The sequence below is a fragment of the Xenorhabdus yunnanensis genome, from assembly GCF_028598805.1.
GTDB classification, from domain to species: Bacteria; Pseudomonadota; Gammaproteobacteria; order Enterobacterales; family Enterobacteriaceae; genus Xenorhabdus; species Xenorhabdus yunnanensis.
In genome coordinates this window covers 95,765-112,368 of record NZ_JAQRFI010000008.1, presented here as the reverse complement: position 1 = coordinate 112,368, position 16,604 = coordinate 95,765, and the positions used below count along the sequence as shown (strand labels likewise).

General features: G+C 42.7%; 21 protein-coding genes and 2 pseudogenes. 17 read left to right on the top strand and 6 right to left on the bottom strand.

The window, feature by feature from the left end:
- From PSI23_RS05455 to PSI23_RS05405, 11 genes and pseudogenes are all read left to right on the top strand, one after another.
- Positions 1 to 226, top strand: a pseudogene (locus tag PSI23_RS05455) (hypothetical protein); the annotation flags it as partial.
- Entirely contained in the window at positions 223 to 558 is a 336-nt protein-coding gene (locus PSI23_RS05450; RefSeq protein ID WP_273554129.1) for an ANR family transcriptional regulator, read from the top strand. The pseudogene PSI23_RS05455 and the gene PSI23_RS05450, both read left to right, overlap by 4 nt.
- Positions 551 to 919: an ORF6N domain-containing protein gene (locus PSI23_RS05445; protein ID WP_273554128.1), complete on the top strand. Its 369-nt coding sequence runs from the start codon at positions 551 to 553 to the stop codon at positions 917 to 919. Before PSI23_RS05450 ends, PSI23_RS05445 begins: the two co-directional genes overlap by 8 nt.
- Positions 912 to 1,130: a hypothetical protein gene (locus PSI23_RS05440; RefSeq protein ID WP_273554127.1), complete on the top strand. Its 219-nt coding sequence runs from the start codon at positions 912 to 914 to the stop codon at positions 1,128 to 1,130. Before PSI23_RS05445 ends, PSI23_RS05440 begins: the two co-directional genes overlap by 8 nt.
- Positions 1,130 to 1,891 carry an ORF6N domain-containing protein gene (locus tag PSI23_RS05435; protein WP_273554126.1) on the top strand — a complete coding sequence of 254 codons (762 nt, stop codon included), beginning with the start codon at positions 1,130 to 1,132 and terminating at the stop codon, positions 1,889 to 1,891. The genes PSI23_RS05440 and PSI23_RS05435 overlap by 1 nt, the downstream gene beginning before the upstream one ends.
- Complete coding sequence (locus PSI23_RS05430) at positions 1,891 to 2,490, top strand: hypothetical protein (protein WP_273554125.1); 600 nt, start codon at positions 1,891 to 1,893, stop codon at positions 2,488 to 2,490. The genes PSI23_RS05435 and PSI23_RS05430 overlap by 1 nt, the downstream gene beginning before the upstream one ends.
- 12 nt (positions 2,491 to 2,502) lie before the next feature.
- Complete coding sequence (locus tag PSI23_RS05425; RefSeq protein ID WP_273554124.1) at positions 2,503 to 2,847, top strand: hypothetical protein; 345 nt, start codon at positions 2,503 to 2,505, stop codon at positions 2,845 to 2,847.
- On the top strand, positions 2,844 to 3,077 hold the full coding sequence (locus PSI23_RS05420) for a hypothetical protein (protein WP_273554123.1): 234 nt from the start codon (positions 2,844 to 2,846) through the stop codon (positions 3,075 to 3,077). The genes PSI23_RS05425 and PSI23_RS05420 overlap by 4 nt, the downstream gene beginning before the upstream one ends.
- Positions 3,077 to 3,425 (top strand): annotated as a pseudogene (locus PSI23_RS23155) (KilA-N domain-containing protein); the annotation flags it as partial. The gene PSI23_RS05420 and the pseudogene PSI23_RS23155, both read left to right, overlap by 1 nt.
- Positions 3,426 to 3,666: 241 nt before the next feature.
- Positions 3,667 to 3,939 (top strand): hypothetical protein, encoded by a 273-nt coding sequence (locus PSI23_RS05410; protein ID WP_273554121.1) that lies wholly within the window; start codon positions 3,667 to 3,669, stop codon positions 3,937 to 3,939.
- On the top strand, positions 3,929 to 4,246 hold the full coding sequence (locus tag PSI23_RS05405; RefSeq protein WP_273554120.1) for a hypothetical protein: 318 nt from the start codon (positions 3,929 to 3,931) through the stop codon (positions 4,244 to 4,246). Before PSI23_RS05410 ends, PSI23_RS05405 begins: the two co-directional genes overlap by 11 nt.
- Positions 4,247 to 4,384: 138 nt before the next feature.
- On the opposite strand, the gene PSI23_RS05400 is transcribed toward PSI23_RS05405, so the two are convergent.
- The 6 genes from PSI23_RS05400 to pspA form a co-directional block, all read right to left on the bottom strand.
- Positions 4,385 to 5,644, bottom strand: a complete 1,260-nt coding sequence (locus PSI23_RS05400; protein WP_273554119.1) for a tyrosine-type recombinase/integrase — start codon at positions 5,642 to 5,644, stop codon at positions 4,385 to 4,387.
- A gap of 196 nt (positions 5,645 to 5,840) precedes the next feature.
- Positions 5,841 to 6,878 carry a YcjF family protein gene (locus tag PSI23_RS05395; protein WP_273554118.1) on the bottom strand — a complete coding sequence of 346 codons (1,038 nt, stop codon included), beginning with the start codon at positions 6,876 to 6,878 and terminating at the stop codon, positions 5,841 to 5,843.
- Positions 6,875 to 8,272, bottom strand: a complete 1,398-nt coding sequence (locus PSI23_RS05390; protein ID WP_273554117.1) for a YcjX family GTP-binding protein — start codon at positions 8,270 to 8,272, stop codon at positions 6,875 to 6,877. The genes PSI23_RS05395 and PSI23_RS05390 overlap by 4 nt, the downstream gene beginning before the upstream one ends.
- Positions 8,273 to 8,396: 124 nt before the next feature.
- Complete coding sequence (gene pspC / locus PSI23_RS05385) at positions 8,397 to 8,759, bottom strand: envelope stress response membrane protein PspC (RefSeq protein WP_273554116.1); 363 nt, start codon at positions 8,757 to 8,759, stop codon at positions 8,397 to 8,399.
- Entirely contained in the window at positions 8,759 to 8,986 is a 228-nt protein-coding gene (gene pspB, locus PSI23_RS05380) for an envelope stress response membrane protein PspB (protein ID WP_273554115.1), read from the bottom strand. Before pspB ends, pspC begins: the two co-directional genes overlap by 1 nt.
- A gap of 32 nt (positions 8,987 to 9,018) precedes the next feature.
- Positions 9,019 to 9,690, bottom strand: a complete 672-nt coding sequence (gene pspA, locus PSI23_RS05375) for a phage shock protein PspA (protein ID WP_273554114.1) — start codon at positions 9,688 to 9,690, stop codon at positions 9,019 to 9,021.
- A gap of 218 nt (positions 9,691 to 9,908) precedes the next feature.
- Here pspA and pspF point away from each other — a divergent pair, with 218 nt between their 5' ends.
- The 6 genes from pspF to sapF all read left to right on the top strand — a co-directional run bounded on the left by pspF (position 9,909) and on the right by sapF (position 16,585).
- Positions 9,909 to 10,913, top strand: a complete 1,005-nt coding sequence (gene pspF, locus PSI23_RS05370) for a phage shock protein operon transcriptional activator (RefSeq protein WP_273554113.1) — start codon at positions 9,909 to 9,911, stop codon at positions 10,911 to 10,913.
- A gap of 315 nt (positions 10,914 to 11,228) precedes the next feature.
- Positions 11,229 to 12,947, top strand: coding sequence for an ABC transporter substrate-binding protein SapA (gene sapA, locus PSI23_RS05365; RefSeq protein WP_273554112.1), 1,719 nt, complete (start codon positions 11,229 to 11,231; stop codon positions 12,945 to 12,947).
- Complete coding sequence (gene sapB, locus PSI23_RS05360; protein WP_273554111.1) at positions 12,944 to 13,909, top strand: putrescine export ABC transporter permease SapB; 966 nt, start codon at positions 12,944 to 12,946, stop codon at positions 13,907 to 13,909. The genes sapA and sapB overlap by 4 nt, the downstream gene beginning before the upstream one ends.
- Positions 13,896 to 14,783, top strand: coding sequence for a putrescine export ABC transporter permease SapC (sapC, locus tag PSI23_RS05355; protein ID WP_273554110.1), 888 nt, complete (start codon positions 13,896 to 13,898; stop codon positions 14,781 to 14,783). Before sapB ends, sapC begins: the two co-directional genes overlap by 14 nt.
- A complete protein-coding gene (sapD, locus tag PSI23_RS05350) occupies positions 14,783 to 15,775 on the top strand; it encodes a putrescine export ABC transporter ATP-binding protein SapD (protein ID WP_273554109.1) in 993 nt (330 codons plus the stop codon). Before sapC ends, sapD begins: the two co-directional genes overlap by 1 nt.
- The gene (gene sapF / locus PSI23_RS05345; RefSeq protein WP_273554108.1) at positions 15,776 to 16,585 is read left to right on the top strand and encodes a putrescine export ABC transporter ATP-binding protein SapF; all 810 of its coding nucleotides are present in this window, start codon (positions 15,776 to 15,778) and stop codon (positions 16,583 to 16,585) included.
- Positions 16,586 to 16,604: the final 19 nt, after the last annotated feature.

Genomic DNA, 16,604 nt, shown 5'->3' with positions numbered 1-16,604 from the left:
AGTGAATAGAACTAATTGCAGGCTGGATTTAGATGAGGAAATATTGACTCTCGCTTTAATTAAGTTCTTTGAAGATGGACTTGGCGAGCATCAACATAAATCACATGAACTTATAAGTACATATGACAGCTTTTACAACAAGCACGGAAATTTAACCGCAGAAGGTAATGGGTTTATGAATGAAATATTAAAATTTATTGCGAAGAAAACGGAGCCAATAACATGAAAAATGAAACTTATTTAGACCTTGCTAGTACAGCCATCCAGAAAGAGAAAGAAGAAAAATACGACCTTGCAGCTTTATATTGGGGGAAGGCCAAAGAAGTAGCCACCAGCCTTAATACTCAATTATGGTCTGAATATCGTCAGGAGCATAACGAAAAAAGGCATTCCTTACATAACAGCTATAGCGAAGCAATGAGAACTCAGAAAGAAAACAGAAAAATAGCAGCAGTAAACAAACGAACGGCGGAGGTATTGGAAAATCACCTCGAAAATCACCCTGAAACAAATAAGTGGAAACAAAAGTTTCAACAGGCAGAGGTGAATAATGACTGAACATGAACAGGCAAAAGAATTCTTAAATAAATACCCAGTAATTGAATGGGAGGGAAAGAGAGTCGTTACGTTTGCAATGATTGAAAAATTACACAATAGAACCGAAAAAACCATAGGGGAAAATTACCGAAGACATAAAGATAAATTTAAATATGGTGTGGATACATTTTTATTGAAAGGTAAAAAAGAGTTAAATCTATTGCCCAAGGATACTGTTGATTCAAGAGCAAATCACCTACGACTTATTACAGAAAGCGGTTACTTGATATTAATCAAAATAATGAGAGATCCCTTAGCTTGGGAAACTCAGAAAGAAATCATCGCTAATTATTTTAACAGAAAGGAGTCAGGTAATGGCTAAAAAACCAAGAAGTAAAACTCAGCAAGGTTATGCGGGAATGACCATTCCTCAAGGACTCAGCTTGGAACGAAACGAGGTCGATGATTACACCAATGTATGTAAGCACCTCTCTAACTTTAAAAGAATCGGCGATCAAATCCAGATGCCATTAAACCGAAAACAGAGACGGTTAGCCAAAAAATTAAATATTGAAATTACCGAGGTGGAATAATGATCAGTAAGACTGAATTAATCACTATTAATAAAACTCAAATGCCTGTCGTGGAATATCAAGGACAACGTGTCGTGACGTTCTCAATGATTGATCAGGTTCACGCACGGCCAGAAGGAACAGCCGGACGCAACTTTCGTGAAAATCGTTCACGCCTGATTGAAGGCGAAGATTACTTCACTATTTGTAGCGACGAAATTCGTCGGCGCAAAATTTGTACAATTTCACCAATGACCAGAGGCGACATTCATTTAGTCACAGAATCGGGCTACTTGATGTTAGTTAAGTCTTTCACTGACGACTTAGCGTGGCAGGTTCAGCGTGAACTGGTTAGCAGTTATTTCCGCAAGCCACAAACAGCACTGAGCGAACTTGAAATGATTGCCAGGATCGCCAGTCATACCGCCCAGCAACAACGTCAGATTAACCACATTGGCGAACAAGTTGAGCAAGCCCATGAAGCTATCGAGCAAATCAAGCGTGGAACCATCCCTGCCGGTTGGATTGGGTTCTCTCTGGCTGCGACCGAATCAGGGCTAACCAATACCAAATGCCGCACCTTAGCTGAGCAGTGCAACGTTCCAACGCAAACCATCACCACTATGACGCCGGATGGACAACCCCGCCCCATGAAAATTGTATTCAAGGAAGATTTCATGAGCGCGTTCCGTTTGATGATGAGCGAAGCAGAGAAGCGCGGCACTCGCTGGACACATCCCAAAATGGGGATCTTTCAGGTTATCGGGTGGGAGGGTAAGTAATGAGCAAACATCACACTGAAACAACATTTGATTACGGCAAGTATGGCGTGATTGTCATCACTGAGGCAGCGAATACTGAAATCGTAGGTTATGTAGAGGCGCTGAAATCATTGGACGCGGGTCAGTATGACCGCGATTTATTGCAGGGCTTTGAGCTGGCGGCGACTATTTCTCTTGGCTGGCAGGCGGGCTTTTATGAGCCAGCCCATGAGCAACTGCTGATGTTGTGGCGGTGGCTTGTATCAGCCTCATTTGTGCAAGAGCAAATAGACAGAAACGGCACCCGTGAGGTTGATAACGGTCAGGGCGGCACTGATACCGCCGCTATTTATATTAATGGGGCGGCGGCAATCACGGTATACCCATTCGCAGAGCGCCTGATGCTGGCAACCCATATTGAGGGGATCGCCTTTGAGCAATGCGGTAGCGAAGAAGGGGCGGATATGGCGGTCAGAATGTACATGGATTTTATCAATACGCAGCCTGAGAAAGGTAACTGGTTATCCGAGAAAGGGCGTGAGGGGCTTTCTACCCTGCACGATGACTTAATCAAAGCGGTCGAGTCTGGTGAGTTTGACTCTATGCCGATCTTTCATTGAGAGGAAGTTCACATGATAACGAAAAACTTTCGCCTCAACGCACTCGCGAATACTTACGCAGCCGCTATCTACCACGATGTAACGACCCGTAACGGCGGCGCTCACTTCACGATGCAGGTCGGCAAAACAGAAATCAATGTCGCTATTGTCGATGGTGTAAAAGGTATTCGTGAGCTGGTCGATAGTTACGCACTGGAAGCACTACAGCAGAATTACCCGGCATGGGAAGTCATCGCCATTAACCTGATGGAAAAATGTGTAATCAATGGCTGTCTGACAGGCTACGGGCGTGAAATATGGCAAAGCATGATCAATGACATGGGCGACACGCTGGCAGCCAAGGGGATGTTTCAATGACTGAGGAGCACCGTCAGAGGGTGGACATTAACGACGAGCTGGTCAGAACGGTAGTCCACATTGACGACGGCAGGGATCACTCGAAGCGGCATATCCACCGCATGAGACGTAATTTTTACATTCACGAGGGCATCTGCCCTCCTTTGCCTGCCGCGCTGAAAGTGGCAGAGGTGAAGATAACGCCAATGAAGACAGCAAAAAAAGGGCGTAATAAGCGAGGTAAAAAATAATGAAAGGCAAACTATTACCTGTGGTTGTCGGTGTTGAAATTCCCCTTGATGAATTCGGGCGCTACAACCTGAACACATTACACAAGGCCAGTGGCGAGAATGAGAACAAAGCCCCCAATCAATGGCTCAGAACCAAGTACGCAAAAGAGCTGATCGCAGAACTGGAGGATAAGTTATTGAAAAACAATCAGACGGCATATTTGCAGTCTGGTCAAAAAGCCGTCGATGTAAACAATGGCGGTATATTACCGGGTACTTATGCACATGAGCTGATAGCTGTTTCTTACGCGGGATGGATTCGACCGGACTTTCAGCTCGATGTGAACCAGGCATTTATCGATTTCAAATCGGGAAAATCAAACATCGGGATTAATGCCTTGCCGTCTCTCGATCACATGGTTGGACGATTTGATGAGTTACGCCACCAGCTAGCAAAGGATGAGAAGAACGAAGCTGAGTTGCTTTCTGTGTGCAGCCAAATTATGAATGCGCGCAAAAAGACCAAAGGGAAACGCCAGAAAATGATTAGTGCACTGAAAGAGGCAGGCCAAATGGCTATTTTTGATGATGAAAACAGCGGAGAACAACAATGATCAGCATCGATAACGCACAGAATGAAATTGGGTTACCCGGTCACATTGATGATGGGCGCGAATGGGCAGAGTGGTTGTTGAAGAAGGCAGATAAGCAAAGAGAAAAGTCAGTTTTATGCCAAAAGGAGTTTGAGAAATTTATCACCGATAGCCCTCAATTTAATACCAACTTATTGGTTAAATATAAAAATGGTGAATATTTTAGCAGTTACACTAGAAAATATTTTCAACTTTTTTCAGCGGGATGGAGAGCTGGAAATGATCAGTAACTCCTTCCACCTCACCCAAATCATCGCCTCGGCTTGGGGCTATCCTGCTGACATCACCGATGCAATCTGGCAGGCAGGATACCGTAAGCCAGAACGGGGAGAAAAGGAAATTGCCGAGCTTATTATTGACGTGATGATGGGGGTGCCTGATGAGGCGCCCTACTCTGAAAGGCCAAAAAATTTGGAGGATATTCTCAGTACGGAGCTGAACAACATTATTTTTGATGCTTGGTGGCGTGATAAGGCGACACCGGCAGTAGTGGCAAAAATGATTTTGGAGAACGGGTATCAGAAAGGAGGGGAGTGATGGAGAAATCCCCTCACATCAAGACAAAGGAACTGGCAGATCGGTATGGCGTAAAGCCACATACAATAAGATTGTGGTGTGGTAATGGGAAGCAAAAAAGAGAAGGCTTCCCAAAACCCAAGTTTAAATCTGACCAGCTTAATTTTCTGCGACAGGACGTTCTTGACTGGGAGAACGGGAAACGATTTTAGTCAGCTTCTCCCACCAGCGCTCATAGGCTTCCCTCTGCTCATTGAGGTAGGTGTGCTTATCGTACACCTGCCACACTCCCGGTAATTTATGGCCTATCATGATCTCAGCTACATGAGGTGACGTTAATTCAGAAACTCCTGTGCGCATAGTTCTTCGTAGGTCGTGGATTGACCAGTAAGTATAATCAGGCAGATGAGTAGACATTTTTTTATTGAGGACAGCAACTACACCAATATGAGAACCCTGAGCAAAATGCTTGCCATCCGACACAGTAAACAAGTATTCACTCCCGTAGTTTAATTTCTTCGCCTGCTCAATTAACTCCTTAGCTGCTGGAATAATCGGTCTGATGATGGGTTTTTTAGACCTTCTACCTGTCTTATGGTTTTTAGGAGGGACAATCCAAACATCTTTTTCATAATCAAAATCGCTAACTTTAGCTTTCAATAGCTCACCAATACGACAGCCAAATAGCAGACATAATTTCACAATTAGCGCATTACGTGGGTTATATTGAGGAGAGTTGATAATCTGGAAAAGAACCACCAATACTTCTTCATTTAGTGTCTGTTCTCCCATCTCAGGTTCGATAATAATATCATCCTTCGTATCCTTTCCGTTTAAATCACTCGATATCACATCGGACAACGGAGTACTGTTAGTTATCCCTCTTCGAACAGCCCATCTGTGTGCAGTTTTAGAATATGCCAATATGCTAGCGCCAGTTGACGGTGCCTGTTTAATAACGCTTTCAATTAAAGAAAGCCAGATATGGAGTGTTACCTCATCATGAGATAATTTACCAATTTTTGGGAAAACATAAATTTCAAAAGAGCGCAATATCTGGTTGGCTTTAACCTTTGAACCTTTCATTGTTGTTTTCCACCACTCCCGTATGAGATCTTCCACAGTTACGGCACTCAGTGCAGATTCTTTGCGAACACGTTTAACTGTTTTGGGATTGCGATGCTGCTCTAATTCCCCACGATAAAAAATCACGGAATCACGAGCGTCTTTTAGGGTAGTTGCTGGATAAGTGCCAATATCTATCCTATCTCCTTTACCACCCCATCTATACCTAAACTGGAATATGATTTTTCCTTTAGGCGTAACACGAACAGACAGGCTATCCCTATCTGATTTAGTAGTGATTTTTTCTTGGGGCTTACCATTAATAGAACGGAGCCATGAATCAGTAATAGCCATATCACTTTCCTTAAAAAATAATACAGCTTTTAATGTAGTTCATGTACACGACAATGTACATTTTTCTCATGACACTAAGTGAATACCTGTGACTATTGGTGATTACAACAGATTAAGTTAAATTTTATTTTTGTTAAAAACTAAAGCATTAAACAAGAATCCATGACTATACGTGATTGTTAGTGATAAAAGGTGACTAATTTAACGTACTTGTAAGCTGAGTAAGCAACTGGTGACGAAAGTTCCCTAACTTCGGTTTATCTCCATCAATCCACGGTAAAGGGCGGCACAGTTCCATGGCTTTGATGCCTAAACGGGCTGTAAGTAACCCTGCACCGATCCCTTGGGCGGCACGTGCAGAAAGACGGGCCGCAATATCCTGTGATAACCAGTCCATACCCACTTCTCTTACTAATTCCGATGCTCCTGCAAAGGCAATATTCAGCAATACTAACCGAAATAAGCGAATGCGGCTGAAATAGCCCAATTTGATTCCATAAAGTGCTGCAATTCGATTAATAAGTCGAATATTTCTCCAGGCAATAAAGGCCATATCCACAATAGCCAATGGGCTGACAGCAATCATCAACGCTGATTCCGCAGCAGAGCGGCTGATCTCCTTCTTGGCCTGAACGTCCAAGACAGGCTGAACCAACTTACTATATAGCATGACAATTTCACGATCATTGTGGGTTTCATGCACAGCAGCCTGCCAACGCTGCAATGCCGGATGTTGTTGCCCAATTCCCGCTTGTTCTGCCAATTTTTCACAAAATTGGCGCCCTTTGCCAATACCATGGCTTTGCAATAGTGTTTTCGCAATATCTCGTTCTTCTGTACGCTGTCGTAAATGGTAAAGGTGCCGCCATTCCCTCACCACACTGCCTATTCCCGCAAAAACGATCATGCTGCCAGCAGCAGAGATCCCCAGTGCAATCCAATCATGTTGCTGCCATGCTTGATATATCCACTGAACACATTGTGCAACGACACTCACTCCCAACAAAAATACAGCACTGGAAAAAATTTTTCGCCAAAAACTACGTTTCGGTTTCAAAGCAGCATTCAATGCACCTTCAAATTCTCCTTCCTGCTCTTCCACTTCCAACTCTGGCATAATCGGATAGAACTCTTTTTCCTGCCCAGTAAATTCTTTTTTTGATTTCAGTGATGGTTCTGATGAGGTTTGTACAAAATCGCCAAAATCAATTCTCGGTTTCAAAGGTTCGGTCATGTTAATTTGTCTCCCAGTAAAAATTCCATCGCACTATCCATGCGAATATGGGGTAACGGTGTGTCAGCATTGACCTGTCTTGGTCGGAATGATTCGAAATTAAACCCTTGTTTTTGCCAGAATTCACTATTTGGCAAGCGCGCTGGTACTTCCCCCGGAAAAAACGTCAGCAATTTATTGTCTGACAAGCGATTGCCCTTGATGGCAGGAGTTTTTACGCCTTCATGAATGACAATGCCGTTCTCTGTTGCCTGAACAGATGCAAGCCCTACACAATCCATACTGATCCCCTCAAACGCCGCATTTTGCCAAGCTTCCTGTACCAATTGCTGTAAAAGAGAAACAAAATTGGCATGCTGATCTGCCGTAATATGATCAGCTTTACTGGCAGCAAACATCAATTTATCAATGCAGGGCGAGAATAAACGACGAAATAGCGTTCGCTTACCATAATGGAAACTTTGCATAAGTTGTGTCAATGCAAGCCGCATATCGTTGAATGCTTGCGGGCCACTATTCAATGGTTGCAGACAATCCACCAGAACAATTTGCCGATCAAAACGGAGAAAATGCTCTTTATAGAATCCCTTAACGATATGATCACAGTAATAAGCAAAGCGCTCACGCAACATGCCGATGTTGGTATGTTTGTCCGCTTTTGCTAATTGCAGCTCCCCGGTTTTACCGATATTCGGCCACGGAAAAAATTGCAATACCGGAGCGCCCGCCAAATCCCCCGGCAAGATAAAACGACCAGGTTGAATAAAGTGCAAACCCTGTTGTTTACATTGATGTAGGTAGTCCGTATAAGCCTGAGCAATTCTGGCAAGTAGATTTTCATCAGCAGGAGCCAATGGATCACACTGTTTGCATAATGCTAACCACGGTTCAGCCCAATTCGCTCTTTCCCCTTTCAGCAATCCATTCATATGCCATGACCACGCCAGATAATTTTGTTCCAGCATGGGTAAATCCAATAGCCATTCGCCCGGATAATCGACAATTTCTAAATAAAGGGTGGAGGTTTCTTTCAGGTAACGAAATAGGGAATCTTCAGAGCGATAACGCAAAGCCAAGCGAATTTCACTTACTCCACGTGTTGGTATCGGCCAGCAAGGGGGCGTGTCATATAATGCTGCGATATTTTCATCATAGGCAAAACGAGGTACCCCGAAATCCCGCTGTGGTACCCGTTTCACACCAAGTAGGCGACCATCGCGTTCAGCAGAAAATAGTGGCAATCTGGCTCCACTATGCACATGAAGAAGTTGGTTCACCAAAGAAGTAATAAATGCGGTTTTTCCACTGCGACTTAATCCTGTTACCGCCAGTCGCAAATGGCGGTCCATTCCACGATTAACAAGCGCTGTCAGTTCGTTTTGCAATCGTTTCATGCTTCTCCTAGATGGGAATACCGTGAATCTGTTTCATCCGGCCTGTAACATCGGCATAATTATTTATGCAATATTTAATATTATTTCCGCGGTTACTGACCAGAACTCATGTGGTTGACCACGCTCAAAGCTGGCGAAAACGGCTGCGCACATTGTAAGTTTCAGAAGTGACATAGCGTTCCATTTGACGCAAACGTGCTTCGCTTGCCTTCAATTGGTAGTCTACTCCATTCAACATTTTCTGTGCTGATGGCCCTCTGTTTTTTTCCTCTGCTAAATATCCCGCAGGCGCGGGATCCATTACAAAGGTCAAGATAATATAAGCCAATACCGTTATGCCAAATAGCCCAAAGAATAGCGATAATACCGTGATGGTGCGGATAAGCGGAGCGGGCACATCAAAATAGTCTGCCAGCCCAGCACAAACCCCTTTAACCATCCCCTGTTCTGGCAAACGGTAAAGTTTTCTGCGGTATTTATTTGACATTATGACTGTCTCCAATTTGGATGCTCTGCATCAAGGATATCTTCTAACGTTTTAATCCTTTCTTGCATACGCCTAGCATTCTCTGTCAATTGTTCTAAACGCTGAATTTCACTGTTCCCTAATTGACCCCGATTACCATTCTGGTTGCTGTAATGCAGCCATAACCAGATAGGTAAGACAAAAAGCACAAAAATGATCAGCGGGATCCCAAGAAATATATAGCCCATTATCTTTCCTTAGTTGTGCATGACATATGTCATCATTGTGAATCTTTGATATTCATTTTAGCTTTCAAGGCCGCAAGTTGTGCACTAATTTCATCATCTGCCTTCAATTCAACAAATTGCTGTTCGAGTGATTTCTGTTTACCCAGTCCAACAGCTTCTGCCTCTGCTTCCATGTGGTCTATCCGGCGCTCAAACTGTTCAAAACGCGCCATTGCCTCATCGATTTTACCACTATCCAACTGACGGCGTACTTCGCGCGAAGATGCCGCAGCTTGATGGCGCAGAGTTAGTGACTGTTGCCTTGCACGCGCTTCGGTCAATTTATTTTCCAGCTCAGTCACTTCACCTTTAATACGTTCCAGAGTTTCATCCAGAATAGATAATTCGTGTATTAGCATTTCAACTAAGCTACTGACTTTTTGTTTTTCGATCAACGCTGCACGCGCTAAATCTTCTTTGCCTTTGCCCAGTGCCAATTCAGCTTTTTCTTGCCAGCCATCAATTTGGCTTTCACCCATGCTGATACGACGCAAAAGCTGTTTTTTCTCTGCCAATGTACGGGCTGAAGTAGAGCGGATTTCCACCAGCGTGTCTTCCATTTCCTGAATCATCAAGCGAACCATTTTCTGTGGATCTTCAGCTTTATCCAGCAGAGAGGAGATATTAGCGTTCACGATATCAGCAAAACGAGAGAAAATACCCATAGTCATAAACCTCTTTCATTAGAATGTATGTGTGTTATGCCTGTGTATTGTTAAATACGGATACAAGATACACGGTAAAACACTTAACTAAATACAAGATACATGCCAACTTTCTTGTTTTACTTATCTGATTGAAATAACTTGGATAATTTTTTATTTGCTTTTTTATTGCGATAAGCTAATGTAGTTAAATTGACCAACTTTTGGCGAAAAATACCATGTCTCAGTTTATTGATAACCTATTAGGTGAAGCAAACTGTTTTATTGAAATTTTGGAACAAGTCTCCGCATTGGCAAAATTAAATAAGCCTGTTTTAGTTCTGGGAGAACGGGGGACAGGCAAAGAGTTAATTGCCTGCCGGTTACATTATCTTTCTCCGCGTTGGCAAGGCCCTTTTATTTCACTGAATTGTGCAGCACTCAATGAAAATTTGCTTGATTCAGAACTTTTTGGTCATGAGGCTGGGGCTTTCACCGGTGCCCGCTCAAAACATCAAGGCCGCTTTGAACGAGCTGATGGCGGAACCTTGTTTCTTGATGAACTCGCTACTGCTCCCATGCAAGTACAGGAAAAATTACTGCGGGTCATTGAATATGGTCACTTAGAGCGCGTAGGCGGTACTCAGTCATTACAAGTCGATGTGCGTTTGATCTGTGCAACCAACGAAGATTTACCTTCTATGGCAGTCTGTGGAAAATTCAGAGCCGATTTGCTCGATAGGCTCGCTTTTGACGTCGTTCATATTCCACCATTGCGTCAACGGCAGCCAGATATTATGTTACTGGCACAAAATTTTGCGATTCAGATGTGCCGTGAATTAAATCTGCCATTTTTTCCGGGGTTTACTGACGAGGCTAAACAACAATTACTTTCTTATCATTGGCCTGGCAATGTTCGCGAATTAAAAAACGTTATCGAACGTTCAATTTATCGGCATGGTAATAATGAAAATGAATTAAATACGATTATTATCAACCCCTTTTTACCATCACAGCAATCGATCCCATCATCCACTGACCACGGAATTATCAATTCTCCCCTTCCGGGGTTACCTCTTGATTTACGGCAGTGGCAAAACGATAGTGAAAAGAGTTTAATCATGCAGGCTTTGACAAAAAGTCAATTCAATCAGAAAAAAGCCGCTGACAAACTTAACTTGACTTATCACCAACTACGCGGACTAATCAAAAAACACCATATCAACGTTCATGATAACGATTAAACAAAAGGTCAGCCGAGCAGAGTAATCAATTAAAGGCAGATAGATAGAAAGATAAAAAAATAGCCGGCACCCGAGCCGGCTAATAAAAATACTGGAAGCAATGTGAGCAATGTCGTGCCTTTTCTGAGATTACTCACTTGATACTATAAGAGTATCTCCCTGAAAGCACGATGAGAATGATAATGTTTATCAGTTACATTTGTAAAGCACTTTATTAAGAATTCTTCTCATTATCGTGATCTGACCGTTGTTTTTGAGCAAAAAGCGTTAATTAAGTTACAATAGCCAAATTCTTTTTTATGACTGACATTTTATATGCGCTCTTTGATTTACTGGATCATATTATTGATTTCCGCCCCAACTCTGGCGGCCAAGAATGCTATTCCAGAAACTATTGCGGAATCCATTCCAGAACCGATGCCAAACAACACATCGGAAAGTCTGTCTCATATTCCAACAGCTTTACAACAGAGTGGATTTATTTATTGCGTTAATGGCAATTTGAATACGTTTAATCCACAAATAGCTATCAGTGGCTTGACCGTGGATACTCTTGCTGCGCAGATTTATAACCGCCTACTGGGAGTTGATCCCTTTAACTATAATTTGGTTCCTGAGCTAGCTACTGACTGGGAAGTCCTGGACAATGGGGCGACCTATCGCTTTTATCTACGTCATAATGTTGCCTTCCAATCAACCAATTGGTTTATACCAACCCGCGTTATGAACGCGGATGATGTCATTTTCAGTTTCCGCAGACTCTTTGATAAAACACACGATTATCATAAGATTAATGGTGGTCACTATCCCTATTTTGATAGTTTGCAATTTGGTAATTCAGTGAAGGATGTTCGAAAAATCGACGAATATACTGTTGAATTCCACCTTAATGCTCCCAATGCATCTTTTCTCTGGTACTTAGCAACACACCATGCACCTATACTATCTCAGGAATATGCTCAAAAGTTGCAGCAAATGAATAGACGGGAACAATTAGACTGGAAACCTGTTGGAACAGGCCCCTTCATGATGAAAGATTATAGGATGGGACAATTTATTCGCCTTGTTCGCCATGATAAATACTGGAAAGGCAAACCACGTATGGAACAGGTTGTGATAGATACGGGTACTGGCGGTACAGGCAGGATCTCAAAACTACTCACAGGTGAATGCGATGTACTGGCTTATCCCGATACTAACCAGCTGAACATTGTACATAATGACCCGAATCTGAGTCAGACATCACAGCCTGGCATGAATGTCGCTTATCTCGCATTTAATACCAGCAAGCCACCGTTAAATAAGTTGGAAGTTCGTCAAGCTATTGCTTATGCCATCAATAACCCACGTCTGATGCAATCCATTTACAATAAAATGGCAGAAACAGCAACCTCTATTTTGCCTAATATATCATGGGCATATGATCAGAGTATCGAAATTACCGAATACAATCCTGAAAAATCCAGCAAGATGTTAAGTGAACCGGGATTAAGTGAATTGGAATTAACATTATGGGTTCCAACAGCTTCACAAGCTTATAATCCACGTCCTCTGAAAATGGCAGAGTTAATTCAGGCAGATTTAGCAAAAGTTGGTATTAAGATATCTATTCATCCCGTCGAAGGTAGTTTTCAGGAAAATCTACAGAGGAATAAGGATTATGATATGGTACTGGCAGGCTGGTCTGCCGATAGCAATGATCCCGATAGTTTTTTCCGTCCATTACTGAGTTGTGCCGCAACTGCATCTAAAACAAACCTGAGCCGCTGGTGTAATTCAGCTTTTGATGATGCTCTTCGTCAAGCCTTGTTAAATCAACAAATTGTCTCACGCAAAGAAAATTATTTTTTTGCACAAAAAATCCTTGCGCAACAATTACCCTTGCTGCCACTGGCTTATTCAACGCATTTGCAGAGCTTTCGCAATGATATTAAAGGATTAGTATTCAGCCCGTTTGGCGTTGACGCCTTTGACAAGGTTTACCGCGCACAGGAGGCTATCGTTCCTGATGAAAATAAAAAGGGAAGCAAATGATTATTTATATCCTACGTCGTTTGTTACTTCTGATTGTGACATTATTTTTTCTTTCGTTGATTAGTTTCAGCCTGATGTATTTCACACCTAGTGGTTCCTTGAGTGGAACACCGCTGTTAGATGCCTATGTATACTATACCCATAACCTGTTTCAATGGAATTTTGGTGTTTCAAAAATTAATGAGCAACAGGTTATTGAACAACTATACACTGTTCTCCCCGCTACTATGGAGCTTTGTATCCTCTCTTTTTCCATGGCGTTGTTAATTGGCATTCCTCTTGGGATTATTGCTGGTGTCTGGCGTAATAAAAAAGCAGATATCATTATCAGCACACTTACCCTATGTGGTTTTTCCATCCCGGTTTTCTGGCTGGCTTTGCTACTGATCCTTCTTTTTTCACTTAGCTTACATTGGTTACCTGTTTCAGGGCGATTTTATCTACTCTATCCAATGGAACCTGTCACTGGTTCCGCACTGATTGATGCCTGGCTGTCAAAGGCACCTTATCGCAATGAGATGGTTATTAACGTCGTTATGCATATGATACTGCCCGTTATCACTCTGGCTGTTGTCCCTACAACAGAAGTTATCCGTTTGATGCGCAACAGCGTTGAAGAAATCTCAGGTGCAAATTATATCAAATCAGCAGCAACCCGTGGTTTATCTCGGCTAACTATCATTCGACGTCACCTATTACACAATGCCTTGCCTCCCATCATTCCTAAATTAGGATTACAATTCTCAACTATGCTCACATTAGCTATGGTGACAGAGCGAGTCTTTGACTGGCCAGGTTTAGGGCCTTGGCTCATCAACGCTATCCAACAGCAAGATTATTCCGCAATCTCAGCAGGTATCATGGTGATAGGCACGCTGGTTATTTCAGTTAATATGCTGACAGATATTATTGGAGCTATAGCTAATCCCCTGAAGCATAAGGAATGGTATGCCCTTAGATAATTTTTACCGAGAAAAGAAAATGCCATCGCCATTGAAAGTTATCTGGCGATTTTTCTATGCTGATGTATTGGCGATGACTGGTTTTTATGGGGTATTAATTTTAATTACACTGAGTTTGTTGGGAGAGTATCTCGCCCCATATCCACTTGATCTACAATTTGATAACCAGCTTACACCACCTTCATGGTCGCATTCAGGCAACGTCTCCTTTTTCCTTGGAACTGACGATCTCGGCCGTGATATTTTCAGCCGTCTATTGATTGGCACATCTTCCACATTTGGGGGAGCGTTGGTTGTCACTGCAGCGGTAGCCATTATAGGATTAATCATCGGTAGCCTTGCCGGAATGACGCGTGGATTGAAATCGGCGGTTTTAAACCATATTTTTGATACTTTACTCGCTATTCCTTCATTGTTACTGGCTATCATTGTCGTTGCTTTTGTTGGAGCTAGTCTGCACCATGCCATGATTGCAGTTTCACTGGCATTACTACCAAGAATAGTACGCACTGTTTATACAGCTGTGCATAACGAACTGGATAAAGAGTATATTATAGCAGCACGCCTAGACGGTGCTTCAAACCACCATATTTTACGTTATGCCATTTTTCCCAATATCACTGCAGTGATAGTCAGTGAGTTAACTCGTGCTCTCTCCATCGCTATTCTTGAGATTACTGCGTTGGGATTTCTCGATCTTGGTGCACAAAGACCATCTCCCGAATGGGGAGCTATGATGAAAAATTCATTGGAACTACTCTCTAATGCACCATGGACTGTTATGTTTCCCGGAGCAGCAATTATGTTCAGCGTCCTACTGGTTAACTTATTGGGTGATGGCCTCCACCGTGCTATTAACGCAGGAGTCGAATAATGCCGTTACTCGATATTCGAAACCTCACCATTGAATTCATGACGACAGAAGGTCCTGTCAAAGCCGTTGACCGAATGAGTATTTCACTAACAGAAGGTGAAATACTGGGTTTGGCTGGTGAGTCAGGTTCAGGTAAGAGTTTAATTGCCAAAGCGATTTGTGGTATTACCAAAGATAATCTTAAAGTTACTGCAGATCGTTTTCGCTTTAACGATATTGATTTATTGCGCCTGACGCTACGGCAGCGCCGTAAAGTGATTGGTCATAATATTTCAATGATTTTTCAGGAACCACAATCATGTCTCGATCCATCAGAACGTGTTGGTAAACAGATTATTCAATCTATTCCTGGATGGACGTATAAAGGTCGTTGGTGGCAGCGATTTAACTGGCGAAAGCGCCGTGCGATTGAATTGTTGCACCGCGTTGGTATTAAAGATCACTATGACATTATGCACAGTTATCCTTATGAATTAACCGAAGGTGAATGTCAAAAAGTAATGATTGCCATTGCGCTTGCCAACCAGCCACGGTTACTGATTGCCGATGAACCAACCAATGCAATGGAACCTACAACGCGGGCCCAAATATACCGTTTGCTTTCAAGCTTAAATCAGAACAACAACATGACTATCCTGTTAATCAGTCATGATCTGCAAATGATGAGTAAACTGGTTAAACGCATCAATGTTCTGTATTGTGGTCAAACCGTGGAAAATGCCACCCCGGATGAGTTGCTGCTGAAACCTTGTCATCCCTATACTCAAGCTCTAATCCGTTCAATTCCTGATTTTGGCAGCCAATTACCACACAAAAGTCGGTTGAATACGCTGTCCGGAGTTATTCCATCACTGGAACGTCTACCGGTAGGTTGCCGCTTGGGGCCACGTTGTCCTTATGCACAGAAAACCTGTATTGAAACTCCACGATTACGGGTGATCAAGAACCATGCATTCGCCTGCCATTTCCCTTTGAATATTGAGGAATTGTAATTGGTTGAGACATTATTGGAAGTTAAAAACCTGACTAAAACATTTCGCTATCAAACCGGGTTATTTCGCCGTCATCAGCTTGATGCCGTAAAACCGATAAGTTTTACCCTGCAACCGAAAAAAACACTGGCTATCATTGGTGCAAATGGTTCCGGTAAATCCACATTAGCGAGAATGCTATCCGGAGTTATCGAGCCGACTTCAGGTAAGATTTTGATTAACGGTCATAAGCTGTCTTACGGAGATTACAGCTATCGCAGCCAGCGCATTCGCATGATTTTTCAGGACCCCAGCACATCACTGAATCCTCGCCAGCGCATTGGCCAGATTCTAGATATACCGTTAATCTTGAATACGGCGTTGCCCCCCTCTGAACGGGAAAAACGCATTAACCAAACATTGCGTCAAGTTGGTTTATTGCCAGATCATGCCAATTATTATCCACACATGCTCGCCTCAGGACAGAAACAGAGTGTAGCTTTGGCGCGGGCTTTAATATTACAACCACAAATTATTGTTGCAGACGAAGCATTGGCTTCCCTTGATGTGTCAATACGCTCCCAAATAGTCAATTTGATGTTAGAATTACAAGAAAAACACGAAATTTCATATATTTACGTCACACAACATCTCGGTATGGTGAAACATATCAGTGATCAAATACTGGTGATGCATCAAGGAGAAGTTGTCGAACGTGGCAATACAGCGGAGGTTCTGGCTTCTCCACTGCATGTTATTACACGTAAATTGATAGCCAGTCATTTTGGTGAAGCCCTGTCTACTGAAGCATGGCGACAGGATATCACCTGATGTTTTTATTGGGTGTATT

Bases quoted from the DNA above. Each gene is read 5' to 3' on its own strand.
- PSI23_RS05440 (WP_273554127.1), top strand. From the start codon at position 912: ATGGCTAAAAAACCAAGAAGTAAAACTCAGCAAGGTTATGCGGGAATG.
- pspA (WP_273554114.1), bottom strand. From the start codon at position 9,690: ATGGGTATTTTCTCTCGTTTTGCTGATATCGTGAACGCTAATATCTCC.
- PSI23_RS05395 (WP_273554118.1), bottom strand. From the start codon at position 6,878: ATGACCGAACCTTTGAAACCGAGAATTGATTTTGGCGATTTTGTACAA.
- PSI23_RS05445 (WP_273554128.1), top strand. From the start codon at position 551: ATGACTGAACATGAACAGGCAAAAGAATTCTTAAATAAATACCCAGTA.
- PSI23_RS05390 (WP_273554117.1), bottom strand. From the start codon at position 8,272: ATGAAACGATTGCAAAACGAACTGACAGCGCTTGTTAATCGTGGAATG.
- sapA (WP_273554112.1), top strand. From the start codon at position 11,229: ATGCGCTCTTTGATTTACTGGATCATATTATTGATTTCCGCCCCAACT.
- PSI23_RS05435 (WP_273554126.1), top strand. From the start codon at position 1,130: ATGATCAGTAAGACTGAATTAATCACTATTAATAAAACTCAAATGCCT.
- PSI23_RS05425 (WP_273554124.1), top strand. From the start codon at position 2,503: ATGATAACGAAAAACTTTCGCCTCAACGCACTCGCGAATACTTACGCA.
- PSI23_RS05405 (WP_273554120.1), top strand. From the start codon at position 3,929: ATGATCAGTAACTCCTTCCACCTCACCCAAATCATCGCCTCGGCTTGG.
- sapB (WP_273554111.1), top strand. From the start codon at position 12,944: ATGATTATTTATATCCTACGTCGTTTGTTACTTCTGATTGTGACATTA.
- PSI23_RS05410 (WP_273554121.1), top strand. From the start codon at position 3,667: ATGATCAGCATCGATAACGCACAGAATGAAATTGGGTTACCCGGTCAC.
- pspB (WP_273554115.1), bottom strand. From the start codon at position 8,986: ATGGGCTATATATTTCTTGGGATCCCGCTGATCATTTTTGTGCTTTTT.
- PSI23_RS05450 (WP_273554129.1), top strand. From the start codon at position 223: ATGAAAAATGAAACTTATTTAGACCTTGCTAGTACAGCCATCCAGAAA.
- PSI23_RS05420 (WP_273554123.1), top strand. From the start codon at position 2,844: ATGACTGAGGAGCACCGTCAGAGGGTGGACATTAACGACGAGCTGGTC.
- pspF (WP_273554113.1), top strand. From the start codon at position 9,909: ATGTCTCAGTTTATTGATAACCTATTAGGTGAAGCAAACTGTTTTATT.
- PSI23_RS05400 (WP_273554119.1), bottom strand. From the start codon at position 5,644: ATGGCTATTACTGATTCATGGCTCCGTTCTATTAATGGTAAGCCCCAA.
- PSI23_RS05430 (WP_273554125.1), top strand. From the start codon at position 1,891: ATGAGCAAACATCACACTGAAACAACATTTGATTACGGCAAGTATGGC.
- sapC (WP_273554110.1), top strand. From the start codon at position 13,896: ATGCCCTTAGATAATTTTTACCGAGAAAAGAAAATGCCATCGCCATTG.
- sapD (WP_273554109.1), top strand. From the start codon at position 14,783: ATGCCGTTACTCGATATTCGAAACCTCACCATTGAATTCATGACGACA.
- pspC (WP_273554116.1), bottom strand. From the start codon at position 8,759: ATGTCAAATAAATACCGCAGAAAACTTTACCGTTTGCCAGAACAGGGG.